This is a genomic window from Mesorhizobium sp. WSM4847 (assembly GCF_055811335.1).
This window is the reverse complement of record NZ_JBVVPY010000003.1, coordinates 123,487-148,952: the sequence shown is the minus strand read 5'-3', so window position 1 is coordinate 148,952 and position 25,466 is coordinate 123,487. Positions and strand designations below refer to the sequence as shown.

The 25,466-nt window shown below is 63.7% G+C and carries 24 protein-coding genes; 5 read left to right on the top strand and 19 right to left on the bottom strand.

All coding sequences use genetic code 11. The features are described from left to right. Nucleotides 1-3 precede the first annotated feature (3 nt). From AC0L28_RS05270 to AC0L28_RS05250, 5 genes are all read right to left on the bottom strand, one after another. The gene (locus AC0L28_RS05270) at nt 4-783 is read right to left on the bottom strand and encodes a succinate dehydrogenase iron-sulfur subunit (RefSeq protein ID WP_023800578.1); all 780 of its coding nucleotides are present in this window, start codon (nt 781-783) and stop codon (nt 4-6) included. Nucleotides 784-847: 64 nt separating this feature from the next. Further along, nucleotides 848-2,686 (bottom strand): succinate dehydrogenase flavoprotein subunit, encoded by a 1,839-nt coding sequence (gene sdhA, locus AC0L28_RS05265; RefSeq protein ID WP_128170443.1) that lies wholly within the window; start codon nt 2,684-2,686, stop codon nt 848-850. A 4-nt stretch (nt 2,687-2,690) separates the two neighbouring features. Then, a complete protein-coding gene (gene sdhD / locus AC0L28_RS05260; RefSeq protein ID WP_268929907.1) occupies nt 2,691-3,065 on the bottom strand; it encodes a succinate dehydrogenase, hydrophobic membrane anchor protein in 375 nt (124 codons plus the stop codon). 23 nt (nt 3,066-3,088) lie between these two features. Next, nucleotides 3,089-3,508, bottom strand: coding sequence for a succinate dehydrogenase, cytochrome b556 subunit (sdhC, locus tag AC0L28_RS05255; protein WP_077380892.1), 420 nt, complete (start codon nt 3,506-3,508; stop codon nt 3,089-3,091). A gap of 387 nt (nt 3,509-3,895) precedes the next feature. Next, nucleotides 3,896-4,240, bottom strand: a complete 345-nt coding sequence (locus tag AC0L28_RS05250; protein ID WP_023800582.1) for a hypothetical protein — start codon at nt 4,238-4,240, stop codon at nt 3,896-3,898. Between the two features lie 229 nt (nt 4,241-4,469). Between AC0L28_RS05250 and AC0L28_RS05245 the strand changes: the two genes are divergently transcribed. Next, the gene (locus AC0L28_RS05245) at nt 4,470-4,838 is read left to right on the top strand and encodes a hypothetical protein (RefSeq protein ID WP_128170444.1); all 369 of its coding nucleotides are present in this window, start codon (nt 4,470-4,472) and stop codon (nt 4,836-4,838) included. Here the strand turns inward: AC0L28_RS05245 and AC0L28_RS05240 are convergent. Together AC0L28_RS05240 and AC0L28_RS05235 are read right to left on the bottom strand one after the other, a co-directional pair. After that, nucleotides 4,822-6,045, bottom strand: a complete 1,224-nt coding sequence (locus AC0L28_RS05240) for a GGDEF domain-containing protein (protein WP_128177919.1) — start codon at nt 6,043-6,045, stop codon at nt 4,822-4,824. The genes AC0L28_RS05245 and AC0L28_RS05240 overlap by 17 nt on opposite strands. A 166-nt stretch (nt 6,046-6,211) precedes the next feature. Then, entirely contained in the window at nt 6,212-7,423 is a 1,212-nt protein-coding gene (locus tag AC0L28_RS05235) for a GGDEF domain-containing protein (RefSeq protein ID WP_128177921.1), read from the bottom strand. A 155-nt stretch (nt 7,424-7,578) separates the two neighbouring features. On the opposite strand from AC0L28_RS05235, the gene AC0L28_RS05230 reads away from it, so the two are divergent. Beyond that, nucleotides 7,579-7,890: a hypothetical protein gene (locus AC0L28_RS05230; protein WP_023800585.1), complete on the top strand. Its 312-nt coding sequence runs from the start codon at nt 7,579-7,581 to the stop codon at nt 7,888-7,890. 50 nt (nt 7,891-7,940) lie between these two features. On the opposite strand, the gene leuC is transcribed toward AC0L28_RS05230, so the two are convergent. The 5 genes from leuC to rplS all read right to left on the bottom strand — a co-directional run bounded on the left by leuC (nt 7,941) and on the right by rplS (nt 12,987). After that, on the bottom strand, nt 7,941-9,350 hold the full coding sequence (gene leuC, locus AC0L28_RS05225) for a 3-isopropylmalate dehydratase large subunit (protein WP_128170446.1): 1,410 nt from the start codon (nt 9,348-9,350) through the stop codon (nt 7,941-7,943). A 277-nt stretch (nt 9,351-9,627) separates the two neighbouring features. Further along, a complete protein-coding gene (locus AC0L28_RS05220) occupies nt 9,628-10,263 on the bottom strand; it encodes a class I SAM-dependent DNA methyltransferase (RefSeq protein WP_128170447.1) in 636 nt (211 codons plus the stop codon). Nucleotides 10,264-10,320: 57 nt separating this feature from the next. Next, entirely contained in the window at nt 10,321-11,136 is an 816-nt protein-coding gene (locus tag AC0L28_RS05215; protein WP_128170448.1) for an amino acid ABC transporter permease, read from the bottom strand. A 257-nt stretch (nt 11,137-11,393) separates the two neighbouring features. Continuing rightward, entirely contained in the window at nt 11,394-12,191 is a 798-nt protein-coding gene (locus tag AC0L28_RS05210; RefSeq protein WP_023800590.1) for a transporter substrate-binding domain-containing protein, read from the bottom strand. Nucleotides 12,192-12,447: 256 nt separating this feature from the next. Next, nucleotides 12,448-12,987 (bottom strand): 50S ribosomal protein L19, encoded by a 540-nt coding sequence (rplS, locus tag AC0L28_RS05205; protein ID WP_023800592.1) that lies wholly within the window; start codon nt 12,985-12,987, stop codon nt 12,448-12,450. Between the two features lie 333 nt (nt 12,988-13,320). On the opposite strand from rplS, the gene AC0L28_RS05200 reads away from it, so the two are divergent. Continuing rightward, nucleotides 13,321-14,073: a sulfite exporter TauE/SafE family protein gene (locus AC0L28_RS05200; protein WP_473476016.1), complete on the top strand. Its 753-nt coding sequence runs from the start codon at nt 13,321-13,323 to the stop codon at nt 14,071-14,073. Here AC0L28_RS05200 and trmD read toward each other — a convergent pair. Beyond that, complete coding sequence (trmD, locus tag AC0L28_RS05195; RefSeq protein WP_287343407.1) at nt 14,055-14,753, bottom strand: tRNA (guanosine(37)-N1)-methyltransferase TrmD; 699 nt, start codon at nt 14,751-14,753, stop codon at nt 14,055-14,057. The genes AC0L28_RS05200 and trmD overlap by 19 nt on opposite strands. After that, nucleotides 14,750-15,349 carry a ribosome maturation factor RimM gene (rimM, locus tag AC0L28_RS05190; protein WP_287067340.1) on the bottom strand — a complete coding sequence of 200 codons (600 nt, stop codon included), beginning with the start codon at nt 15,347-15,349 and terminating at the stop codon, nt 14,750-14,752. The genes trmD and rimM overlap by 4 nt, the downstream gene beginning before the upstream one ends. A gap of 132 nt (nt 15,350-15,481) precedes the next feature. Here rimM and AC0L28_RS05185 point away from each other — a divergent pair, with 132 nt between their 5' ends. Beyond that, a complete protein-coding gene (locus AC0L28_RS05185) occupies nt 15,482-16,420 on the top strand; it encodes a tyrosine recombinase XerC (protein ID WP_128187221.1) in 939 nt (312 codons plus the stop codon). A gap of 113 nt (nt 16,421-16,533) precedes the next feature. Next, entirely contained in the window at nt 16,534-17,616 is a 1,083-nt protein-coding gene (locus AC0L28_RS05180; protein ID WP_128175391.1) for a TraB/GumN family protein, read from the top strand. Between the two features lie 714 nt (nt 17,617-18,330). On the opposite strand, the gene lpdA is transcribed toward AC0L28_RS05180, so the two are convergent. From lpdA to AC0L28_RS05155, 5 genes are all read right to left on the bottom strand, one after another. After that, on the bottom strand, nt 18,331-19,737 hold the full coding sequence (gene lpdA / locus AC0L28_RS05175; RefSeq protein ID WP_128175390.1) for a dihydrolipoyl dehydrogenase: 1,407 nt from the start codon (nt 19,735-19,737) through the stop codon (nt 18,331-18,333). Nucleotides 19,738-19,775: 38 nt separating this feature from the next. After that, complete coding sequence (locus tag AC0L28_RS05170; protein WP_128175389.1) at nt 19,776-20,531, bottom strand: SDR family oxidoreductase; 756 nt, start codon at nt 20,529-20,531, stop codon at nt 19,776-19,778. After that, entirely contained in the window at nt 20,528-21,016 is a 489-nt protein-coding gene (locus tag AC0L28_RS05165; protein WP_287067342.1) for a hypothetical protein, read from the bottom strand. The genes AC0L28_RS05170 and AC0L28_RS05165 overlap by 4 nt, the downstream gene beginning before the upstream one ends. A 68-nt stretch (nt 21,017-21,084) precedes the next feature. Further along, a complete protein-coding gene (gene odhB, locus AC0L28_RS05160; protein ID WP_128175386.1) occupies nt 21,085-22,392 on the bottom strand; it encodes a 2-oxoglutarate dehydrogenase complex dihydrolipoyllysine-residue succinyltransferase in 1,308 nt (435 codons plus the stop codon). A 50-nt stretch (nt 22,393-22,442) separates the two neighbouring features. After that, on the bottom strand, nt 22,443-25,427 hold the full coding sequence (locus AC0L28_RS05155) for a 2-oxoglutarate dehydrogenase E1 component (protein ID WP_473476012.1): 2,985 nt from the start codon (nt 25,425-25,427) through the stop codon (nt 22,443-22,445). Nucleotides 25,428-25,466 lie beyond the last annotated feature (39 nt).

Below are 25,466 nucleotides of genomic sequence, written 5' to 3'. Positions count from 1 at the left end.
AAGCTAAACCCTTCTCTCCACCATCATCTTCTTGATCTCGGCGATCGCCTTGGCCGGGTTCAGCCCCTTGGGACAGGTCTGGGCGCAGTTCATGATGGTGTGGCAGCGATAGAGCCGGAACGGGTCTTCGAGATTGTCGAGCCGTTCGCCCTTGGCCTCGTCCCGGGAATCGATCAGCCAGCGATAGGCCTGCAGCAGCGTCGCCGGACCGAGATAGCGGTCGCCGTTCCACCAGTAGCTCGGACATGAGGTCGAGCAGCAGGCGCACAAGATGCATTCATAGAGCCCGTCGAGCTTTTCGCGGTCCTCATGGCTCTGCAGCCATTCCTTGGCCGGTTCGGGCGACACCGTCTTCAGCCACGGCTCGATCGAGGCGTGCTGGGCGTAGAAATTGGTCAGGTCTGGCACCAGGTCCTTGACCACCGGCATATGCGGCAGCGGATAGACCTTGATCGCGCCGGAAATGTCGTCGCAGCCCTTGGTGCAGGCCAGCGTGTTGGAACCGTCGATATTCATGGCGCAGGAGCCGCAAATACCCTCGCGGCAGGAGCGGCGCAGCGTCAGCGTCGGGTCGATCTTGTTCTTGATGTAGAGCAGAGCGTCGAGCACCATCGGCCCGCAATCGTCCATGTCGACGAAATAGGTGTCCATGCGCGGGTTCTCGTCATCGTCCGGCGACCAGCGGTAGATGCGGTACTCCCGCAGATTGGTCGCACCCTCCGGCTTCGGCCAGGTTTTTCCGGCCTTGATCTTCGAGTTTTTCGGAAGGGTGAGTTCGACCATTATCTCAGGTCCTTTCGGATGACGAGCTTCAGCCCGGACCAAGTCCCGTTTACCGCGGCCATCATCAATACACCCTGGCCTTGGGCGCGATCTTGGCCAGGTTGATGCCGCCGTCTGCTTCCCTGAGCAGCGGCTCGGTGTGCACCGGCCGATAGCTGAGCGATACCTCGCCGGCCTCGCTGAGCCGGGACAGCGTGTGCTTGCGCCAGTTCGCATCGTCGCGCGCCGAAAAATCTTCTCGCGCATGCGCGCCACGGCTCTCCTTGCGCGCCTCGGCGGCGTAGACCGTGGTGATGGCGTTGGCCATCAGGTTTTCCAGCTCCAGCGTCTCGACCAGGTCGGAATTCCAGATCATCGAGCGATCGAACACTTTTACGTCCTTGAGCTCGCCCCAGATCTGCGAAATGCGCTTGCAGCCGCTTTGCAGTGATTCCTGGGTGCGGAACACCGCCGCATCGTCCTGCATCGCCTTCTGCATCTTTTCGCGCAAAACCGCCGTCGGCGTCGAGCCGTTGGCGTGGCGCAGCCGGTCGAAGCGGTCCATGATCTTGTCAACCGAGGCTTCGTTGGGCGACGGGATCGCCGCGTTGCGGTCGATCACCTGGCCGGCCCGGATCGCCGCCGCGCGGCCGAACACCACCAGATCGATCAGCGAGTTGGAGCCCAGCCGGTTGGCGCCGTGGACGGAGGCGCAGCCGGCTTCGCCGACCGCCATCAGCCCGGGCGACACCTGGTCCGGGTTCAAGGCGGTGGGGTTGAGCACCTCGCCCCAGTAGTTGGTCGGCAGGCCGCCCATATTGTAGTGGACCGTCGGCAGCACCGGGATCGGCTCCTTGGTCAGGTCGACGCCGGCAAAGATCTTTGCCGACTCCGAAATACCCGGAAGTCGCTCGTGCAAAACGGCCGGATCGAGGTGGTCGAGGTGGAGGAAAATATGGTCCTTGTTCTTGCCGACGCCGCGTCCCTCGCGAATCTCCAGCGTCATGCAGCGCGAGACCACGTCACGCGAGGCAAGGTCCTTGGCCGACGGCGCATAGCGCTCCATGAAGCGCTCGCCTTCTGAATTGACGAGATAGCCGCCTTCGCCGCGCGCGCCCTCGGTGATCAGGCAGCCGGCGCCGTAGATGCCGGTCGGGTGGAACTGCACGAATTCCATGTCCTGCAGCGGCAGCCCGGCCCGCGCCGCCATGCCGCCGCCGTCGCCGGTGCAGGTGTGCGCCGAGGTCGCCGAGAAATAGGCGCGGCCATAGCCGCCGGTCGCCAGCACCACCATCTTTGCCGAAAAACGGTGGATGGTGCCGTCGTCGAGGTTCCAGGCGACGACGCCGGTGCAGGTGCCATCCGGCTCCATGATCAGGTCGAGCGCGAAATACTCTATGAAGAACTGCGCGTTGTTCTTCAGCGACTGGCCGTAGAGCGTGTGCAGGATGGCGTGGCCGGTGCGGTCGGCGGCCGCACAGGTGCGCTGTACCGGCGGGCCGTCGCCGAAATTCATCATGTGGCCGCCGAACGGCCGCTGGTAGATCTTGCCCTCTTCGGTGCGCGAGAACGGCACGCCGTAATGTTCGAGCTCGTAGACGGCGGCGGGTGCTTCGCGCACCAGATATTCCATGGCGTCGACGTCGCCGAGCCAATCCGATCCTTTCACGGTGTCGTACATGTGCCACTGCCAGGAATCGGGGCCCATGTTGGACAGCGAGGCGGCGATGCCGCCCTGAGCGGCGACAGTGTGCGACCGCGTCGGGAAAACCTTGGTGATGCAGGCGGTGCGCAGGCCCTGTTCGGCCATGCCGAGCGTGGCGCGCAGGCCGGCGCCGCCGGCGCCGACCACAACCACGTCGAATTTGTGGTCGACATAGCTGTAGGCGGACGCCGTGTTGGCGTTGTTCGCGTCCTTGGCCAAAATTTCAGCCTCCAAATGCCAGTTTGAGCAGGGCGAAGATCGAGGCGACGCCGACCACTACGGGAAAGAATGTGTTGAGGGCGAGCAGCGCCAGCCTCATGCCCTCGCCATGCACATAATCCTCGATGATCGCCTGCATGCCGAGCCGCATATGGTAGAGCCCGGACAACAGCACCAGGGCCAGGACCAGCGCCACGAACGGGTTGGCAAGTGCGGCGCGCACTTGCGCATAGCCGGCGCCGTTCAGCGCGATCAGAAAGCCGACGAAGAACAGGATCAACGGAATGTTGGCGATCGCCGTCAGGCGCTGGCGCCAGAAATGCTCCGTGCCCTCGCGGGCGGAGCCGAGGCCGCGGACCTTGGCCAGCGGCGTGCGCATGTCGGTGTTGTGGTGGCTCACGATCAGGCTCCCCGCGCCATGTAGCCGGCGATCCAGATCAGCAGCGTCAGTACGATCGAGCCGGCCAGCGTCGCCCAGGCTACCCTGGAGGCGGTGTCCTTTTCAAGACCGGCCCCGGTGTCCCAGATCAGATGGCGCACGCCGCCCAGCATGTGGTGCATTAGCGCCCAGGTATAGAACAACAGCACCAGCCGCCCCAGCCACGAGCCGAAGGCCCAGTTGACGGCATCGAAGGTGGATTGCGAGCTCGCCGCCGCCATCAGCCACAGCGCGACCAGCAGCGTGCCGAAATAGAGCGCCCCGCCCGTGATGCGATGGATGATCGACATCGTCATCGTGATCGGCGGTCGATAGACGGTCAGATGCGGCGAAAGCGGCCGTTCACGTCTGGCAAATTCGCGGGTGGCTGGTGATTTGCTCATGGCTCCCCCAGTTCGGCGTCTCTGGAGCCCCAGGTGGAAATGCGGCATTACCGCTTCCGGTTGCGACTTTGGACAGCCCGGTTTCTAATGCTCTTTTTGCACCGCGTCAAAGCCGGAAAATCGTTTCGAAAACGTAATTTAGTCTGACAAAAGGCAGTGTTTGGCTTCAATCGATTAGGGCGCGATCCAAAGCCGGCGCAACGTTCGCTGCAGCGCGGTATATGGTTTCGGTCCGGCGGCTTGGGGCATGTTTGAGATTCAGGTCAGGCCGCGCCGAAAATGGTGAATGCCGAGAACCGGAGCGGGGCGTACTTTCGGGTACGTGAGGACCGGAAGCGCAGGGATCCACCATTTGCCGACCGGCCTTACCTGAATATCGGCATGCCCCTAACGCTTGCAGGTCAGCGGCGTCCTCCCGCCCTTCATCACCAGCGCGTCGCGCCCGTCGATCACGATTGCGTCATGCGCCGCGCCGAAGCGGCTGTTTTGATTGGCTGGCGAGGCCGGCAGGTCCTCGCTGGCGCCGTCCGGGCCAAGCACCCGCACCGAAGTGCCGAGGTTTTCGATGGTGATCCTGGCGCCATCGGCGCAAGTGTAAGTCGCGGTGCGCGGCTGCGGTGAATCGGCGAGCGGATTTCCAGCCTTCGGCGCATTGGTCTGAGACACGCAGGCAATTGTGGTCAGCAATGGACAAAGGGCCAGCGTCACCCGAAACGTCCGGCCTAACGCCATGTACTGTCTCCCTACGCGTCAATCCAGCCGCGATGCTTTGCCAAGATCACCGATGTCGCGCTCGACGCCGGCTGCGATGGTGGCGGCAAGCATGGCCGAAAGATGGCCGCGGATATTAACCATGTTTGCCGAGACCTGGCGGCCAACAGGGCTGGCCCCTTAACAATGGTTAAGAAAAGGTTAATTTATGATTCGAGCAAGACTCGGTCTCTGACAAATGGGGGACGCCATGCGTTCGAATTCAGCCAGATCGCGCCTTCCGGCGCCCCTCTCGATGGCCATCGTCCTGGTGGCGGTGGCCATCGGCTTCGCAGCGCCGGCACGCGCCGGGACGCGCGACCGCGTCTATGCCGATTCGTTCGGCAATCTCGTCATCGAGAGCGCCGCCGGCTACAAGCGCATCCTCGTTGGCGAGGGCGAATTGGCCAAGGAAATGTCGGATTACGTCGGCGCCGGCCGGCCCAAAATCGTCTATCAAGACGAACCGGACGATGTCAGCAGCCGCGACTGCTACAGGCCGCCGGTTTTCGTCAAGGGCCGCAGCTATATGTACGGGCTTTCCGACGGCGAGATGCCGGAGCTTAGCCCCTGCCGCTGATCTTCGGCCCGGCATTGGCGACAGCCGGCTGCCGGGCGGCGATTGATCCTATCGAGATCCGCACGCAATTGCGTCCGCTGCCCTTCGCTTGATAGAGCGCTTCGTCGGCGCGCCGCAGCAGGTCGGAAAAATTCTCAGTCGGGTGGAGCTCGGCAACGCCGAAGCTGGCGGTGCAACGATGGTTCGCCGGCAGACAGTCGATCGGCAACGCCCCGAAAGCGCTGCGCGTGCCTTCGGCGAAGAGCCGCGCGGCGGCGAGGTTGGTTCCCGGCAGGATGATGGCGAATTCCTCACCACCGATGCGGCCGGCGACGTGATGCTCGGCGGCCGCATCACGCAGGAAGCCGGCAAAGGCCTCGATGACCCTGTCGCCGGATGCATGGCCGAAACTGTCGTTGATGCTCTTGAAATGGTCGAGGTCGGCGATGACCAGCGCGACCGGAATACCCCTGCGCACGGCGTCACGCATCGCAAGCTCGGCATGACGCTCGAAGCCGCCACGGTTGAGCAGCCTCGACAGCGTGTCCGTCTCCGACTTCGACGTCGCTTCGGCGAGCACGTCGCGGACCAGAATGATCAGGATGAGAAGCGCGATTGTCATGGCAAACACCGTGCCAAGCGATTGCGACACCAGAGCGTAGTTGCTCTGCAGATAGGCCTGCGGATTGGCTCCCCAGCCGCCCATGGCATGGGCGATGAACGGCTTGCTCACGAATTGCAGGGCGCTGGCCGCCAGGACGGCCATCAGCGCATGGTCGAGCCAGTCGCGTCTTTGCCTTGACGACCCGACGATGCCGACGCCGACGAACTGCATGGCGGCATAGGGAAGCTGGTAGGCCATCATGCGGGCAAGCGACTGGCGCGGCAGATCCTGCACGAAATACACGGCCACGGTGGCCGCAAACAGGAAGACGAGCATCGGCACCCAAGGCGGCGCCACGCCGTATTTATGGGCAAGCCCGCCATTGAAGGCGATGGTGGCGCCCAGGAAAACGGCGAAGCCCGCGACGACTGCGGGTCGTGCATTGTCGAAGAGCGGAATGCTGAACTCGATGGCGAAATAGGCCATCCCGAGCAGATAACCGAAGACCAGCCAGCGCGCCGGCGCGCGCGCCACGTCGTTGAACGATATGGTCATGAAGGCGGCCGCCAGCAGGCCGGCGACGAGCAGGTTGATTGCAAGGATGAACTCTGCGCCGCCGCCCATGTGGTCTTTCACACTCCCTGCGACAGCAAATCACGAACGGGCGAAAAAGACGTTAACGTGGGCGTAGGACGGATTGAACCGCGCACCCCGCGCTGTTTGTTTGTTTGGCGCGATTTCTGCGGCGCCAAGCGATTCCCTTGGCTGCAAATGCTCTAGACGTGGACGATCAGCCGGCTTTGAGCGGCTCCACGACCAGCGCCGTTTCCGACCGTCCATGGGGCGACCGTTCATAGGATAGCCGCACGCTGTCGCGGCCGTTCCGTTTGGCCTTGTAAAGCGCCTCGTCGGCGCGGCGCATCAGCGGCTCCAGCCCCTCCTCGCCGGTGCGGGCCGCCACGCCGAAGCTCGCCGTTACTCTTGTGCCGGGCGGAAGCCCGTCGACGCTGCCCGCCGAATAGACCGTGCGAATGGCTTCGGCAAACAGCCTTGCCGCGCCAAGGTCGCTCAGCGGCAAAAGCACGGCGAACTCCTCGCCACCGATTCGGCCGGCGACGCAGCTGGTGCCGGCAGCCGATCGAAGCTTGGCGGCGAAATCGGCGATCACGCGATCACCCGCCGCATGCCCGTGCAGATCGTTGACTGCCTTGAAGTGATCGAGGTCGGCGAGCACCAGCGCGACCGGAAGTTTGGCGGTGGCGCAGTGCCGCAGGAGATGCGTGGCGCGTTCCTCGAAGCCGCGCCGGTTGAGCAGGCCCGACAGCGGGTCGGTGTACGCCTCGGCCTTCAGCGTTTTCATCACGTCGAGCGCAGCCGCGCAGAACAGGCTAAGCGCGATGAGCAGCGACAGCAGCGCATGCGACAGCAGCGCCGTCGTCCAGTAGGACGAGGCATAGAACCCGTCATAGCTTTGGTAGGGCCCATGCGCGATGACGATAACGAGGGTGCGCGCGACGAAATTCAGCCCGGAAAGCAGCGACAGCACGAACAGCATCATTTCCGTCGGGCCCCTGTCGCGCACCACGCGCAGTTCGGCGGCGACAACCAGGCTGAGCCCGCCGAAAGCGAAATTCATCGCCAGGATTCGCCAGGTGAGATCGGGCTGGATGAACATGAACCAGCAAAAAGCGGCCAGGCCGCTGCTCGCCAGAAAGCCGATCGCAACAAAGGGCACGCGCCGTCCATAGCGTGTCACAATCGCGCCGGCGAGACCACTGGCGGCAATCGTGAAGCAGGTGACGGAGAGCAGTTTGGTCGGCGCCATGCCGATGGGCAGGGTGAAGTACTGCAGCAGGAAGCCGGCCGCCGAAAGCCAGTAACTGGCGGCGAGCACAGCCAGATAGGGGCAGTGACGCTGATAAAACCACAGCACGAGAAACACCGCGCCGAGCGCAAGCGCGATCGTCGGGTTGAGCAACTCTGTCAGCAGACCGTTGTCCAAAGGACCGTGAACCCCCACGCTTCCGTGAGAGAGACCTTAGGGCGCAAGCCCCAACAAGCGGTTAAGCAAAGTCGAATATGGCTGCCATGAAGCCGCTGCACGGAACTTGAAACCGCGACCGGCGTTTTCCAGCAGCAATCGATGGAGACGCTTTCATGGCCGATACGATCATGCTGACCGACCACGAGGCAATTCGCTCTTGGGCCGCGTCACGTGCCGGATTTCCGGCAATCGTCGATGTATCGCCCGAAACAGGCACGCAAGCCATGCTGAGGCTGGTTTTCGGCCAGCATGCCTATCAGGACCAGGACCAGGCCGAACGCCCGGCCAACGCCGGCGGCTACGAACTGGTCGAATGGGACGAATGGTTCAAGCTGTTCGACGAACGGCAGCTGGCGCTCGTGGTGGCAAAGGATGAACCCGGCCGCCGTGAGCAATTCCACGAATTCGTCAGGCGCCCGGCGTGAAGAGAACCCGAACCGCATCGCGGTTCGGGTTCTGGCAACTCGTCAGCGGGTTATTTCCACTCGCGGATGTCGACGAAATGGCCGGCGATCGCCGCCGCCGCCGCCATCGCCGGCGACACCAGATGGGTGCGGCCCTTAAAACCCTGGCGGCCCTCGAAATTGCGGTTCGAGGTCGAGGCGCAGCGCTCATGCGGCTTCAGCCGATCGTCGTTCATGGCAAGGCACATCGAGCAGCCCGGCTCGCGCCAGTCGAAGCCAGCGGCGACAAAGATCTTGTCGAGACCTTCGGCCTCCGCCTGCTCCTTGACCAGACCGGAGCCCGGCACGATCATCGCATCGACGTGAGGGCTGACTTTCTTGCCCTCGACCACTTTGGCGACAGCGCGGAGATCCTCGATGCGGCCGTTGGTGCAGGAGCCGATGAAGACGCGGTCGAGCGCGATATCGGTGATCTTGGTGCCTGGGGTCAGGCCCATATAGTCGAGCGCGCGCTGCTTGGACGTACGCTTGTTCTCATCGGTGATATCGTCTGGGTTCGGCACGATGCCCTGGACCGAGACGACGTCCTCGGGCGAGGAGCCCCAGGAGACGATCGGCGGCAGTTTCGCCGCGTCGAGCACGACCACCTTGTCGAAATGCGCGCCCTCGTCGGACTGCAGCGTCTTCCAGTAGGCGAGCGCGGCGTCCCATGCCTCGCCCTTCGGCGCGCGCGGCTTGTCCTTGACATAGGTGAAGGTTGTCTCGTCAGGCGCGATCAGGCCGGCCCGGGCACCGCCCTCGATCGACATGTTGCAGATGGTCATGCGGCCTTCCATGGACAGCGCGCGGATCGCTTCGCCGGCATATTCGATGACGTAGCCGGTGCCGCCGGCAGTGCCGATCTCGCCGATGATCGCCAAAATTATGTCCTTGGCGGTGACGCCTTCCGGCAGCACGCCGTCGACGCGCACCAGCATGTTCCTGGCCTTGCGCTGGATCAGTGTCTGCGTGGCCAGCACATGCTCGACTTCCGACGTGCCTATGCCGTGCGCCAATGCGCCGAAAGCACCATGCGTCGAGGTGTGGCTGTCGCCGCAGACGATGGTCATGCCAGGCAGCGTAAAACCCTGCTCCGGACCGATGATGTGGACGATGCCCTGGCGGATATCCTTCTCGGAATAGTATTCGACGCCAAAGTCCTTGGCGTTCCTGGCCAGCGCCTCGACCTGGATGCGGCTTTCCTCGTTCTTGATGCCGAACTTGCGCTCGGGCGAGGTGGACACATTGTGATCGACCACAGCCAGCGTCTTTTCCGGATGGCGGACCTTTCTGCCGGTCATGCGCAGGCCTTCGAAAGCTTGCGGGCTGGTCACTTCATGGACGAGGTGACGGTCGATATAGAGCAGGCAGGTGCCGTCGTCCTGGCGGTCGACGACATGGTCGTCGAATATCTTGTCGTAGAGGGTGCGCGGTGCGCTCATGTGCGTAAATCCGTCGATATGAAAATGGGAAGTGACTGGCGCCGGCTAGCCGGCGAACACGGCCTAGCGAAGTCGGCTGGTCAGAGCGCCGGAAACGCGCGCCGAGAAACGCGACGGCAGGCGTTTTCTGTCCTGCAGCACGAACCCCTTGTAAGCCGGGTCGCCAAAAAGCTGTTCCATGGCGTGGCTCATATCAATGTTTTGACTTTTCGGCAATTGCGGCTGCCTGGCGCGGCTCTGCCTTCTCCCCTTGTTGTAGGAGAAGGAAGAAGGCGCTTCAAACCACCTCGAACACAAATGTCTTCACCAGCGCCTCAGGTTCGGCGATCGCATAGCAGCGAAACCACGGGCTTTCTTCGACCGGCCGCCACTTTTTCGCCTGCTCCAGTTCGTCGAACGTCGCCTGAAACCCGCCGCTCGCAAAAACCTGGTCGCGAACGGTGAAGATGGCGTGGCCGCCCTTCCTGGTGATGCGCACCAGTTCATGCAGGCCGGAGGGCGGTGCATGGCTGATGGTGAACACGCCGGTCGAGAAGAAGGCGCGGAAATGCCCGTCCGGCCAGGGCAGCGGATCGCCGAGCATCGCCTGTTTCAGCTCGCTGTAAGCCTGCCGGCTGCCGGCGATTTTCAGCATTTCAGCCGACAGGTCGAGCCCGGCGATGTCCTCATAGCCCAGCGCCTTGAGCGACGGTCCCGACAGGCCGGTGCCGCAGCCGGCGTCGAGCAGCGGCCCTTCGCCTGACGGCACATGGCGCGCCACCCAGGCGGCGATCAGGAACGGCAGGAGGTAGCCGAGCGCGGCGGTTTCGCTGTCATAGGTCGCAGCCCAGGCGGCGTAGGCCTTGGCAAGCGCTTCCGGCGTGTCGGCCGTATAGACCGCATCCAGCGCCGCATTGGCTTTGTCGATGTTCATGGAACTGACCCTCCAAAACGTATTGGCCGCAATCGTAGCGCCGCCTTCGCCTGCCGGTTATTGCTCATGCTGGCGGCGCAGCCGCTTCTCCAGCGCCCGCAAGGCCAGCGACAGGCCGACCGTCAGGATGAGATAGATATAGGCGACGATCGAATAGGTCTCGAAGAAGCGGAACGAGCCGGCTGCATAGATCTTGCCCATCTGGGTGATGTCGGCGACGCCGAGCACCGAGACCAGCGAGGAATCCTTGACCATGGCGACGAAATCATTGCCGAGCGGCGGCAGGATGGTGCGGATCGCCTGCGGAAAGACGATCAGCCGAAAACGCTGGGTGCGCGTCAACCCCAGCGCCTTCGCGGCCTCGATCTGGCCCTTCTCGACCGCCTCGATGCCGGCGCGGAAGACCTCCGAGATGAAGGCCGAATAGCCGATGGTCAGCGCCATGATGGCGCGCCATAGCAACGATACGTCGCGTATCATTAGCTCGCCGAACAGGCCGGCGCTTTGCAGCGGCGCCGTCAGCGCGTTCCATCCCGCGACGAAGGCCGGCGCGCCGGCGAAGGCGATCCAGAACAACAGCACCAGCATTGGCACGCCGCGAATGATCTCGACATAGAAGCGAGCGATCTGGCGCAGCCGGCGCGACCCCGACAGGCCCATCAGCGCAATGCCGAGCCCGATCGCCGAGGCCAGCGCGAAGGCGACCATTGTGACGAACACGGTGATGCCGATGCCCTTGGCAACGGTTGCGAAAACCTGGGCATAGAGGTCGCTTGCGGCGATGAAGATAGCCGCTGCCAGGGCGAGCGCCGCGGCCACGGCGAGCCACCAGGGGAAGTCGGACTTGGCGGTTGAAGATGCGGGCGTTGCCATCAGGGCGCGCCGACGAACCAATGTCGCGCCAGGCCACCCCCCTCTGGCCTGCCGGCCATCTCCCCCTCAAGGGGGGAGATCGGCAGCTTCGCTGGCCGCGCTTTTTCTCTAACGTTGAAGATTGGCGAAAGCGGAGGGTACAGCAAATCTCCCCCCTTGAGGGGGAGATGTCCGGCAGGACAGAGGGGGGTGTTCGAGCGCAGAGTCAGCGCGAGTTCCGGCGCGCAATTGTCATGAAAAGCGCGCCACAAAGGAAATCACTGCCCCATCTTGTAATCAAGGAACCATTTCTTGTTGAGCGCGTCGAGTGTGCCGTCGGCCTTCAGCGCGGCGATGGCTGCGTTGACCGGTTTCACCAGATCCGAGCCTTTCGGAAAAATAAAGCCGAAATCCTCGGTGCCGAGTGGTCCGCCGATCAGCTTCAGCCCGCCATTGGACGCCTCGACATAGCCCTTGCCGGCAGTGCCGTCGGTCAGCACGACATCGACGTCGCCGGTCTTCAGCGCCTGCACCGTGGCGCCGAATGTCTCGAAAAGTTTTATGCGCGGGTTCTGCTCATTGCCGTCGAGGACGCTGTAGACAGCGGTGTAGAACGGCGTGGTGCCGGCTTGCGCACCGATCAACCCGTCCTTGAAAGCGCCGAGCGTCTTGGCGTCGGTGAAGCGCTTCTCGTCGCCGCGCACCAGCATGAACTGTTCCGAGCGCATATAGGGGTCGGAGAAATCCACCTTCTGCTTGCGATCGTCCTTGATGGTGATGCCGGTCATGCCGATGTTGTACTGATTGTCGGAAACCGCCTGGATCATCGCGTCCCAGGAGGTGTTCTGGTACTCGACCTGGAAATTCAGCCGCTTGGCGATCTCGTTCATCGCGTCATATTCCCAGCCGATCTGCTTGCCGGTTTTGGCGTCGATGAACTGCAGCGGCGGATAGGCGTTTTCCGTCACCACCACCACCTTCTTGCCGCCGAGATCGGGCAGCGCCTGCGCCAGGGCGGCGACGGGCGCAAGTACCAGAGCCAACAGGCCGGCCAACAGCAGTTTCGATTTGATCATGGTACACCCCGAGCATTTGAACGGCCTCGACATGGTCGAGGCTTGCAGGAAATCCGGCGCCGACTTTAGCTTTCCGCAGGCGCCTTGCAAGCCGGCTTGATGCGGCTTCGCGCGAAAATGGATTCCATGCTTTCACGGCATTACGGAACGATCCGTTTCGATTGCGCACCGGCGGCCCGGCAAAATCGAAACCCATTCCGCGAGGCAAAAAAGGCGGCCGAAGCCGCCTTTCCGAAACATGGTTTTTGAATTCGCCTTATTCGGCGGCAGCGGCTTCCTCGGCCTTGGCGGCCTCGTCGGCGGCCTTCTTCTCGGCGGCTTCCTGCGCGGCCTTCTCGGCGGCCAGCGCCTGGGCGGCGGCCACCTTCTCGGCCTCGATGCGGGCCTTCTCGGCGTTCAGCGCATCGCGCTCCTCATCGTTCAGCTTGCGGGCGCGCACGCCGGTGTTTTCCGAAATGCGGGCCGACTTGCCGCGACGATCGCGCAGGTAATAGAGCTTGGCGCGGCGCACCTTGCCGCGGCGCACGATCTCGACGCCCTCGACCATCGGCGAAAAGACCGGGAACACGCGCTCCACGCCTTCGCCGTAGGAAATCTTGCGAACGGTGAAATTCTCCTGGAAACCGGCGCCGGCGCGGGCGATGACGACGCCCTCATAGGCCTGGACGCGGGTGCGGGTGCCTTCGGTCACGCGGACCTGGACGCGTACGGTGTCGCCGGGCTGGAATTCGGGAAGCTTGCGCTTGGCTTCGATCTTGGCGGCCTGTTCGGCCTCGAGCTGACGGAGGATATCCATCTCTACAAATCCACTTCTTGTTCTTCCGACAGTCAGAGCGTCCGACACTCGCCTTGCAGTTCCATTGACCGCTCGGCTATGCCCTTTGTTCGAGAACATCTGGGTTCGAGAACATCGGGCAGGGGCGACTACACCGTCATTGTTGACGGGTCCGGCAGATTTTCTCCCGGTTCGGCGCGCACATACAGCTATTTCGACGCTTTGTCACGCCTTTGCCGCGTTCTTTTTTGGTCGTTGGTCAACGTCGCAATCTTCCGGCACAGGGGTTGCGTTGAAGGCCCAAGCTTTTTAAGTCGGGCAGAACGTGACTTTCCTCCGGCGGCAACACCCTCCATGCCAGTTCTCGATGCGGCCCTGCTCTTTTTCGCGGGCTTTCTGTCGGGTGCCGTCAACGCCATAGCCGGCGGCGGGACATTCATAACCTTCGGCGCCATGTCGCTGGTCGGCTTGCCGCCGATCGTCGCCAACGCCACCTCGTCGCTGACGCAATTTCCCGGCTACATCACCTCGACGCTCGCCTACTGGTCCGACATCAAGCATTTCTGGCGCACCGCGTTGCTGCTCGGCCTTATCTCGGTTTTTGGCGCGCTGGCCGGTGCGCTCATCCTTCTGGCGCTCGACAATCCGTCGTTCCGCGTCCTGGTGCCCTGGCTGCTGCTCGCGGCAACCGCGCTGTTCGCCGCCGGGCCGTGGCTGAAGCCGGCGCCCAAGCCGGGCCGTCAGGTCGCGATGGGTTCGCTGGTCGGTTCCCTGGCGCAGTTCGCCACCGCCGTCTATGGCGGCTTCTTCGGCGCCGGCATGGGCGTCATGATGCTGGCGACGCTCGGCCTCACCCAGGCCGGCGACTATCACCGCCTCAACGCGCTGAAGAACCTGCTGGCCGTGGTCATCGCGGCAGTAGCCATCCTGGTCTTCGTCTCCGGCGACATCATCGCCTGGCGGCAGGCGATCGTCATGATACCGGGCGGCGCGCTGGGCGGCTATGCCGGCGTCTGGATCGCCAAGCGCGTGCCGCAAATTGCCGTGCGTGGCTTCGTCGTCGGGGTCGGCGTGTTTCTTGCCTTCTATTACTTCACCAAGGGCTGAGCGGCCAACAGGTCCGGCCGCCGCTCTTTCGTCAATCTTTCCGATTCGGCGCGTCGCCACGCGGCGATCTTCTGATGATTGCCCGAGGTGAGAACCTCGGGGATTTGCCGGCCCTCGAATTCCTGCGGACGCGTGTAGTGCGGATGTTCGAGCAGGCCGTTTTCAAAGCTCTCTTCATCGCCCGACACCGTATTGCCCATCACGCCGGGCAACAGCCGCACCACGGCGTCGAGCAGCACCAGCGCTGCCGGCTCGCCGCCGGAGAGGATGAAGTCGCCGACCGAGACCTCCTCCAGCCCCCGCGCATCAATCACCCGCTGGTCGACGCCTTCGAAGCGTCCGCAGACGATCACCGCGCCCGGCCCCGCGGCCAGTTCGCGCACACGCACCTGCGTCAGCGGTTTTCCACGCGGGCTCATCAGCAGCCGTGGCCGTGGATCGCCCGGTGGCGAGCTATGGTCGATCGCCTCGGCCAGAACGTCGGCGCGCATCACCATGCCGGCGCCGCCGCCGGCCGGCGTGTCGTCGACGGTGCGATGGCGATCGGTGGCGAAATCGCGGATCTGGATTGCTTCCAGCGACCATGTGCCGGCCTCCAGCGCCCGGCCGGCCAGCGACACGCCGAGTGCACCGGGAAACATCTCGGGATAGAGCGTCAGCACCGAGGCGGAAAAACTCACCGGTTGCCCCCGGCGTCCTTCGGCCCGCGCGGCCTGCCCTTCGGGTCGAAACCATCGCTGCCAGGAGCATCGCTGTCTTCGTCATCGATCAAGCCCGCCGCCGCCGGATCGATGCGGACGAAACCGTCCTTGATCGACACGTCAGGAACGGCAGCCTGCGTGAACGGGATCAGCACGCCTTTGCGCCCCGCCAATATCACGTCGAGAATATCGCCGCCGCCGAAATTATGCACGGCGACGACCTTGCCGATGTCGGCACCGGTATCGTCGCGGACCGTTAAACCGACGAGATCGGCATGATAGAACTCGTCCTCTTCGCCGTCGTCCGGCAGCATCGAGCGGTCGACGAACAATTCCGTGCCGGCGAGCGCCTCGGCAGCGTTTCGGTCGCTGATACCTTTGAAGCGCACCACCACGACGTTATTGGCCGGCCTGATGTCGACGATCTGGAAGGCGCGGCCGTCCCTGGCATAGAGCGGCCCGTAGTCGGCCAGCGCCAGCGGATCGCCGGTGAAGGTTTTCACGCGCAATTCGCCCTTGATGCCATGGGCGGCGCCGATCACGGCCATCTGGACAGGGTTTTGCGGTTTGGTCATCGGTGGAAAAATCCTTTGCCTTGCTCTAGCTCCACGCTCTTGTCATTTCAATGACGCGGCTCTTCACCGCTTCCTAACCCGGCTGCCGGAAGATCGCCCGGAAATGGAAGAGCGGCATATCGGAAGAGCGCAATGCAGGAATTCCTCATACCGGCCAAGCCAGATCTTCAGGCGGCCCGCGAAAGCTGGCTCAAGATGCTGGCGCGCGAGCGCCGGCTGTCCCCGGAAACCGTGGAAGCCTATGAGCGCGACACGCGCCAGTTCCTGCACTTCCTGACCGGCCATTGCGGCGGCTCGCCCGGCATTTCGGATATAGCCGATCTGCGCCCGGCCGATCTGCGCGGCTTTCTGGCTGCCCGCCGTGCCGGAGGCGCCGGCGCCCGCACGCTCGGGCGGGGGCTCGCCGGCATCCGCTCGCTGCTGCGCTTTCTGGAGCGGCGCGGCCTCGTCAATGCGGCGGGTGCTGCGGCACTGCGCGCGCCGCGGCAGCCGAAGTCGCTGCCCAAGCCGCTGACGGCAAGCGATGCGAAACACGTCGTTTCGGTGGAAGGCCAGCTGGCGGAGCAACCGTGGATCGCCGCCCGCAACGCCGCCGTGCTGACGCTGCTCTACGGCTCGGGCCTGCGCATTTCAGAGGCGCTCGGCCTGTCCGGCGGCGATCTGTCGTCGCCTGATGAAACGGTGCTGCGCGTCACCGGCAAGGGCGGCAAGACGCGGCTGGTGCCGGTGCTGCCGATCGCGCTGCGGGCGATCGCCCAATACCGCCGGCTCTGCCCCTATCATCTCGATCCGAAGGGTCTGCTGTTTCGCGGCGCCCGCGGCGGCCCGCTCAACCCGGCCATCGTCCAGCGCGACATGGCCAAGCTGCGCTCGGCGCTCAATCTGCCGGACACCGCCACGCCGCATGCGTTGCGCCATTCCTTCGCCACACATCTGCTTGGGCGCGGCGGCGACCTGCGCACCATCCAGGAACTTTTGGGCCACGCCAGCCTGTCGACGACGCAGATCTATACCGGCGTCGACACCGCGAGGCTGCTCGAAATCTATGAAGCGGCCCACCCGCGGGCGTAGCCGACGCATGATTTCGCAAGTTGCAGCCGGGGTATGCGCCGTGGATCGATGTCCGAGACAATTTTGCCGCGCCGGTTAACCGTTTCGCCGTTCTTTGTCTCTAAAAGCGAGCCATGAAACGCGTCATTGCTATCGCCGACCGCACTGCTTTTGCTTCGCTGAAGCTGCTCGTCGCGCTGAACGTCCTGTTTTTCCTCTCTTTCCTCGTCATCGCGCTGCTCGCCGCCGGCAGGGCGCGCGCTGAAACCCCAGGGGCTGAAACCCAGGTCTGCGCCGGCGCCGACATGCTGTCGGCCTTGCAGAAGGACGACCCGGCCGCCTACCGCAAGATCGAGACGGAAGCGGCCGCGACACCGAACGGTAAGGGCCTGTTGTGGAAACTGGAAAAGGCGGGCGAAAGACCGTCCTTCCTGTTCGGCACCATGCACATGACCGACCCGCGCGTGACCGCGCTGCCGCCCGCCGCGCAAAAGGCCTTTGACGCCGCCGACACTGTCGTCATCGAGACCACGGAGGTGCTCGACAAGCAGAAGATGATGGCGGCGTTCCTGAAAGAGCCGGAGCTAATGATGTTCACCGACAGCACCACGCTGTCCTCGCTGCTGTCGCCGGACGATGCGGCGGCGGTGAACAAGGCGCTCGACGCGCGCGGCATTCCACCGGCGAGCGTTGCCAAGATGAAGCCGTGGATGCTGTCGACCATGGTCGCGCTCCCGGCCTGTGAACTGGCCCGCCAGGCCGGCGGCACGCCGGTGCTCGACATCAAGCTTGCAGAGGACGCCAAAGCCTCAGGCAAGGCGGTCGATGGGTTGGAGACCGTCGCCGACCAGCTTCGCGCCATGGCCTCGCTGCCGCTTGCGTTTCACATGAAGGGCCTCGTCGACACCCTGAAGCTCGGCGACAGGGTGAACGACGTCAATGAAACCATGATCGTGCTTTACCAGCGCGGCGACACCGGCATGCTCTGGCCGCTGTTTCGTGCCGTCCTTCCCGGCGACCAAGCCGATTCAGCAAGCTATGCCGCCTTCGAGGAAATCATGATCACCAGCCGCAACAAGGTGATGATCGACCATGCCAGGCCGATCCTCGCCAAGGGCAACGTGTTCATGGCGGTCGGCGCCCTGCACCTCCCCGGCGCGGAGGGCCTGGTCGAGGATTTCCGCAAGGCCGGCTACACCGTCACTGCCGTCGACTGAGTTGCACGGTCGAGTTGCAGACCCGGCAAGGCGTGATTCGGGGCGACGCTTTGCCCGAGTCGCCGGAGGTTTGTCTCAGTACAGGACGGTCGAAAGGTCTGATTTGGCTCGATCACGGTGAGTTTTGCGAGTAAAGTGCTTGCAGACAAACGATTCCCGGCGAAGAATGCCCTGTTTTCGGCGTTTTCGATTCCTAGCGTGAAACCTGTTCAACGATTGCGCGTTGATGTGTGTTGATTGATACTTTTCATCCACGGAGGACACTTTTATGGCGAATCCAAACGACCCGTACACCACTCCGACCCCCCCTCCCAAGTCGGGTGGCGGCAGCACCGGCTGGCTGATTGCCCTGGTCGTCGTTATCCTGGCCATCGTCGCTTATTATATTTTTGGAACAAGCGGTGAGGCGCCAGAGCCTGGTGAACCGCCAGCTGCAACCACGCCGGCCCCGGCGCCAGCGCCCGCTGAACCGACGCCTGCCCCGGCCCCTGCAGAGCCTGCACCTGCCCCGGCGCCGGCAGAACCAGCGCCCGCTCCGGCGCCAGCAGAACCAGCTCCGGCTCCGGCTCCGGCACCCGCAGAGCCAGCACCTGCTCCGGCGCCCGCACCAGCCCCGCAGTGATCGGCTGCTGACTTCAAATACGAACGGCCCGCTGAAAAGCGGGCCGTTTTTGTTTGAGCCGTCAGATGGCTGCCGGAGTTCCTTGGGAAGGCCTACATGTGGATCGGCTTAAAGAAGGTCGCCAGTGCCGCTTCCTTCACCGCTTCCGACATCGTCGGATGGGCGTGGCAGGTGCGGGCAAGATCTTCCGACGAGCCGCCGAACTCCATCAGCACCGCCGCCTCGTGGATCATCTCGCCGGCGCCGAAGCCGACGATGTGGACGCCGAGCACGCGGTCGCTCTGCTTGTCCGCCAGGATCTTCACGAAGCCGTCGGTATGCAGCATGGCGCGCGCCCGGCCATTGGCGCTGAACGGAAACTTGCCGGCCTTGTAGTCGATGCCGGCCGACTTCAGCTCTTCCTCTGTTTTGCCCACCGAGGCGATTTCCGGACTGGTGTAGACGACGTTCGGGATCACCCCGTAATTCACATGGCCGGCCTGGCCGGCAATGATCTCGGCCACCGCCACGCCCTCGTCCTCGGCCTTGTGGGCGAGCATCGGCCCGGCGATGACGTCGCCGATGGCGTAGATGCCGGGGACATTGGTCGTGAGATGGCCGTCGGTCTTGACTCGGCCGCGCTCGTCGACCTCGACCCCGGCATCCTTCAGCCCGAGACTGTCCGAATAAGCCCGGCGTCCGGTCGCGATCAGCACCCCATCCGCCTCGATCGTCTCGGCCGCGCCGCCCTTAACCGGCTCGAAGGTGACGGTGGCGCCCTTTGTGGCCTTGGCGACACCGGTCACCTTGGCGCCGAGCCTGAATTCGATGCCTTGCTTGGACAGCATGCGCTGGAACTGTTTGGCGACCTCGCCGTCCATGCCGCCGAGAATGGTGTCGAGGAACTCAACGACGGTCACCTTGGCGCCGAGCCGCGCCCATACCGAGCCGAGCTCCAGCCCGATGACGCCGCCGCCGACCACCACCAGGTGGCCCGGCACCTTGCCCAGCGACAACGCGCCGGTCGACGACATGATTACCTTCTCGTCGATGTCGACCTTTACCCCCGGAATGCCGGCGACGTCGGAGCCGGTGGCGATGACGATGTTCCCGGTCTCGATCTCCTCGACCTTGCCGTCCTCGCCGGTCACCGACACTTTTCCGGCGGACAGGACCTTGCCGGTGCCGCGAAAGCTGTCGATCTTGTTCTTCTTGAACAGGAAGGCGACGCCGTTGACGTTGGACGCCACTGTCGCGTCCTTGTGCGCCATCATCTTTTCCAGATTGAGCTTCGGCTTGCTGATTTCGACGCCGAGTGTATCAAAGGAGTGGCCGGCCTCAGAAAAAATCTCGGAGGCATGCAGCAGCGCCTTGGACGGGATGCAGCCGATATTGAGGCAGGTGCCGCCGAAGGTCGGGTTCTTCTCGACCACCGCCGTTTTCAGGCCGAGCTGCGCCGCCTTGATGGCGCAGACATAGCCGCCTGGTCCCGATCCGATGATAACGACGTCATAAGCCATGATTTGTCCTTCTGGTCTGCACTCAGCCTTGGCTGGGATTAGCGGCCGCCGCCCACTTCCAAATTCGCGCCTGTCGTATAGGACGCCCCGTCCGACAGGAGCCAGAGAATTGCCGCGGCGACCTCTTCGGTGGTCCCCGGCCTTTGCATCGGCACGCCGTGACGCATCCTCTCGACGCGATCCGGCTGTCCGCCGGAGGCATGAATTTCGGTATCGACAATCCCTGGACTGACCGCGTTGACGCGAATGCCTTCGCCGGCTACCTCGCGCGCCAGGCCGATCGTGAAAGAATCGATCGCGCCCTTCGAGGCAGCGTAGTCGACATATTCGCCCGGCCCGCCAATTCTCGCTGCAATCGAGGAGACATTGACGATGGCGCCGCCGTTGCCGCCATGGCTGGTCGACATGCGCTTCACCGCTTCGCGGGCACAGAGCATGGGGCCAATGACGTTGATGCGCATCATGCGCTCCAGCCGTGCTCCGCTCATTTCGTCGACACGCGCCCTCTGGTCGACGACGCCAGCGTTGTTGACGAGCGCATCGAGCGGCCCGAAGACATGATCGATCCTCTCGAACATCGCCTGGATATCGGCCTCGCTGCCAACGTCGCCCTTGATGGCCAGCGCTTCGCCGCCGGCCTGTTCGATTGCCTCGACAAGCGCCGTGGCAGCAGCCTCATTCGATGCGTAGTTGATCGCAACACGATATCCAGCCGTGACGGCAAGCCTGGATGTGGCAGCGCCGATGCCGCGGCCGCCGCCGGTCACCAGCAGCACTTTTTTGGCCGCGCTCATTCCTGACAGCCCTTCAACGAAAAAACATCCCACGGCACCTTTGAAAACCCGTTGGCGCCATAGGCGGTCGACCTCTGCAGCGACGGTCCGAGGTCGGGAAAGATCAGGGTCTTCGGAGCATCTACCCCTTCGGCCGGCAACAGAGCGATGTTGCCCTTGTCATCCGCACTGTAGACGACCCCCTCCCACAGCGTGCAGGCGGCGAGCTCGTCGCCGGTGACGTCGCCTGTCGGGCATTTGTACATCAGCGAACCATGCGGCCGCGCCACGCCTTGCGTCCACATGACGATCCCGTCGAGAACGACATCGTTATCGAGCACCATCTTGAAGGTGTTGGTGACGACAGCCGATCCCCCGGTCGGCCTGAAATCGATCTCGGCCGCACTTTCGGCATCGCCATAGACGGCGAGTTCGAGCGGGCATGCGGCAAAGGCTGCCGATCCCGCCTGCGCAATGCCGGCCGCGAGCACAGCTGCGAAAAACATTCCGGAGTGCAAACGAGAGGAACTCATTCGGTGGCGCAGATCCATTCTCCGGCTCACCTCGACCGGGCCTAGAGATCGAGCACCAGCCGTTCCGGATCCTCCAGGCTTTCCTTGACCCGCACCAGGAAGGTCACCGCTTCCTTGCCGTCGACGATGCGGTGATCGTAGGAGAGCGCCAGATACATCATCGGCCGGATCACGATCTGGCCGCCGACCACCACCGGCCGCTCCTGGATCTTGTGCATGCCCAGAATGCCCGACTGCGGCGCGTTGAGGATCGGCGTCGACATCAGCGACCCGTAAACGCCGCCGTTGGAAATCGTAAACGTGCCGCCCTGCATGTCGGCGACCGACAGCTTGCCATCACGCGCGGCGATGCCCAGCCTGCCGATATCTTTCTCGATCTCGGCTATTCCCATCTGGTCGGCATCGCGCACGACAGGCACGACGAGGCCTTTTTCGGTGCCGACTGCGACGCCGATATGGGCGTAATTCTTGAAGATGATGTCGGTGCCGTCGATCTCGGCATTGACGGAAGGGATTTCCTTCAGCGCATGGGTGACGGCCTTGGTGAAGAAGCCCATGAAGCCCAGCTTCACGCCGTGCTTCTTCTCGAACACATCCTTGTATTTGGTCCTGAGCGCCATCACCGCGCTCATGTCCACCTCGTTGAAGGTGGTCAGCATGGCGGCGGTCGACTGCGCTTCCTTGAGGCGGCGGGCGATGGTCTGCCGCAGCTTGGTCATGCGCACCCGCTCTTCACGCGACGCGTCGTCGGCCGAGGACGGCGCACGGGCGGCGACCGGTGCAGGGGCCTTCGGCGTCTCGGAAGACTGCGACGGAGCGCCCCTGGCGATCGCGTCGAGCACGTCGCCCTTGAGCACCTGGCCGCGCTTGCCGGAACCCGAGATCTGGTCGACCGCGAGATTGCTCTCGGCCAGCAGCTTCGCCGCCGCTGGCGCCGGCGGCATCGCGCGCGCCTCGATCGGCCCGGCATCGCCGGCGATCTTTGCGGTCTCGGCCGCGGCTTGCTTGACGGTGGCTGCGGCGGTCGGCGCCGAGGCCTGCGATACCGCGTCCTGCTTCGCTTCGGATGTTGACGGCTTCGCGGCTTCGGGTGCTGCCGCCTTTGCCCCGTTGCCCGCCGAAATCATGCCGAGCAAAGCACCGACTTCGACCGTCTCGCCTTCCTTGACGGCTATCTCGCTGAGCGTTCCTGCGGCCGCGGCCGGCACTTCGACCGTGACCTTGTCGGTTTCGAGCTCGACCAGCGGCTCGTCGGTGGCGATCGCGTCGCCCACCTTCTTGAACCATTTGCCGATGGTCGCCTCGGTGACGGATTCGCCAAGAGTGGGGACGCGGATTTCGGTAGCCATTGTGCCTGTCCGTTCTTCTGTCGGTTCTGTTCTATTCGCCGAACTCTGTTCTATTCACCGAGCGCGTCTTCGAGCAAGGCGGCAAGCTGGGCGAGATGCTTCGACATCAACCCGGTCGCCGGCGACGCGGCGGCCGGCCGGCCGGTATAGCGCACCCGCTGGTGCTTGGCGTCGATATGCGCCAGCACCCATTCCAGATACGGATCGATGAACGACCAGGCGCCCATATTCTTGGGCTCCTCCTGGCACCAGACCATCTCGGCGTTGCGGAAGCGTGACAGTTCGGTGATCAGCGCCTTGGCCGGGAACGGATAGAGCTGTTCGACACGCAGCAGGTAGATGTCGTTGATGCCGCGCTTCTCGCGCTCCTCGTAGAGGTCGTAATAGACCTTGCCCGAGCAGAGCACGACGCGGCGAATCTTCGAATCCTTGGTGAGCTTGATCGCCTGGCCGGGGAGTTGCTGGGCATCGTCCCACAACAGCCGGTGGAACGCGCTTTCGCCCGACATCTCCGGCAGTGTCGACACCGCCCGCTTGTGGCGCAGCAGCGACTTCGGCGTCATCAGGATCAGCGGCTTGCGGAAATCCCGCTTCAACTGCCGGCGCAGGATGTGGAAGTAGTTGGCCGGCGTCGTGCAGTAGGCCACTTGCATGTTGTCTTCGGCGCAAAGCTGCAGGAATCGCTCAAGCCTGGCCGACGAATGTTCCGGCCCCTGGCCTTCATAGCCATGCGGCAACAGGCAGACGAGGCCCGACATTCTGAGCCACTTGCGCTCGCCCGACGAGATGAACTGGTCGAACACCACCTGGGCGCCGTTGGCGAAATCGCCGAACTGCGCTTCCCAAAGCGTCAGCGCCTTCGGCTCGGCCAGGCTGTAGCCATATTCGAAGCCGAGCACGGCCTCTTCCGACAGCATCGAGTTGATGACCTCGAAACCGGCCTGCGCCGCCGACAGATTGTTGAGCGGGATGTAGCGTGTCTCGTCGCGCTGGTCGTAGAGCACGGAGTGGCGTTGCGAGAACGTGCCGCGCTCCGAATCCTGTCCGGACAGCCGGACCGGATTGCCGTCGAGCAGAATGGCGCCGAAGGCCAGCGCCTCGGCCGTCGACCAGTCGATGCCTTCGCCCGACTCGATCGCCTGGCGGCGGTTTTCGAGAAACCGCATGATCGTCTTGTGGGCCGCGAAATCCTTCGGCACCTCGGTCAGCTTCTTGCCGATTTCCTTCAGCGTCTTGACCGGCACGGCGGTCTTGCCGCGCCGCTGTTCGTCCTGGTTGTCGGCTGTGCGCAGGCCCGACCAGGCGCCATCCAGCCAGTCGGCCTTGTTGGGCTTATAGTGCTGGCCGACCTCGAATTCCTGCTCGAGATGTGCCCGCCAGTCGGCCTTCAGCTTGTCGAATTCGGCCTGGCTGATGTGGCCTTCGGCGATCAGCCGGTCGGCATAGATCTGCACCGTCGTCTTATGGTTGCGGATGTTGCGATACATGATCGGCTGGGTGAAGGCCGGTTCGTCGCCCTCATTGTGGCCGAAGCGGCGGTAGCAGAACATGTCGACCACGACAGGCTTGTGGAACCTCATGCGGAATTCGATGGCCACCTTGGTGGCATGGACCACGGCTTCCGGATCGTCGCCATTGACGTGGAAGATCGGCGCCTCGATCATCTTGGCGACATCCGACGGATAGGGCGACGAGCGCGAAAAGCGCGGGTTGGTGGTGAAGCCGATCTGGTTGTTGATGATGAAGTGCAGCGTGCCGGCGACGCGGTGGCCGCGCAAGCCGGACAAGCCGAGGATTTCGGCAATCACGCCCTGGCCGGCAAAGGCGGCGTCACCATGCAGGAGCAGCGGCAGCACCTTGGCGCGCTCTTCCAGCGGCACGATCTCTTCGCGGCTGCGGCCGAACAGAGAGTCCTGCTTGGCCCGCGCCTTGCCCATCACCACCGGATCGACGATTTCCAGGTGCGATGGATTGGCGGTCAGCGACAGGTGCACCTTGTTGCCGTCGAACTCGCGGTCCGACGAAGCACCGAGATGGTACTTCACGTCGCCCGAGCCCTCGACCTCGTCGGGCGCGGCCGAGCCGCCCTTGAACTCGTGGAAGATGGCGCGGTGCGGCTTGGCCATCACCTGGGAGAGCACGTTCAGCCGGCCGCGATGCGCCATGCCGAGCACGATCTCCTTCATGCCGAGCTGGCCGCCGCGCTTGACGATCTGCTCCAACGCCGGGATCAGCGCCTCGGCGCCGTCGAGCCCGAAGCGCTTGGTGCCCTTGTACTTGACGTCGATGAACTGCTCGAAGCCTTCGGCCTCGACCAGCTTCTGCAGGATCGCCTTCTTGCCGGCGGCGGTGAAGGAGATCTCCTTGTCGGTGCCCTCGATGCGCGCCTGGATCCAGGCCTTCTCCTCGGGATCGGAAATATGCATGAACTCGACGCCGAGCGTCGAGCAATAGGTGCGGGTCAGGATGTCGAGCATCTGCCGGATGGTGCCGAATTCGAGCCCGAGCACGTTGTCGAGGAAGATCGGGCGGTCGTAGTCGGCTGATGTGAAGCCGTAGTTTTCCGGCGACAGCTCGTTGTAATCCTCGAGCTTGGCGATGCCGAGCGGGTCGAGATTGGCGTGCAAATGGCCACGCATGCGGTAGGCGCGGATCATCATGATGGCGCGCACGGAATCGCGCGTCGCCTGATGGACGTCGGCGTCGGACAGGGTGACCCCGTTCATCACCGCCTTGTTCTGGACCTTCTTCTCGATGTGCTTCTCGACGATGCCCCAATCGCCGTCGAGCGCCGAGACTAGTTCGCCATTGGCCTGCAGCGGCCACGAGGGCTTGGCCCATGAGGCGCCCTTGGCATTCTTGCGGACATCGCCGGCGTCGTCCTTCAGCGCCGCGAAGAAATCCTGCCATTCGGGATCGACCGAAGAGGGATCGTCCTCATAGGCGGCGTAGAGCGCGTCGATGTAGTCGGCATTACCGCCATAGAGGAAAGAGGTAAGCGAAAATTGGTCGTTGGCCTGATCTTGTCTTGCCATTTTTTCCGCGGAGCCTTGGCTCCGTCTCCTGTTTTGGAG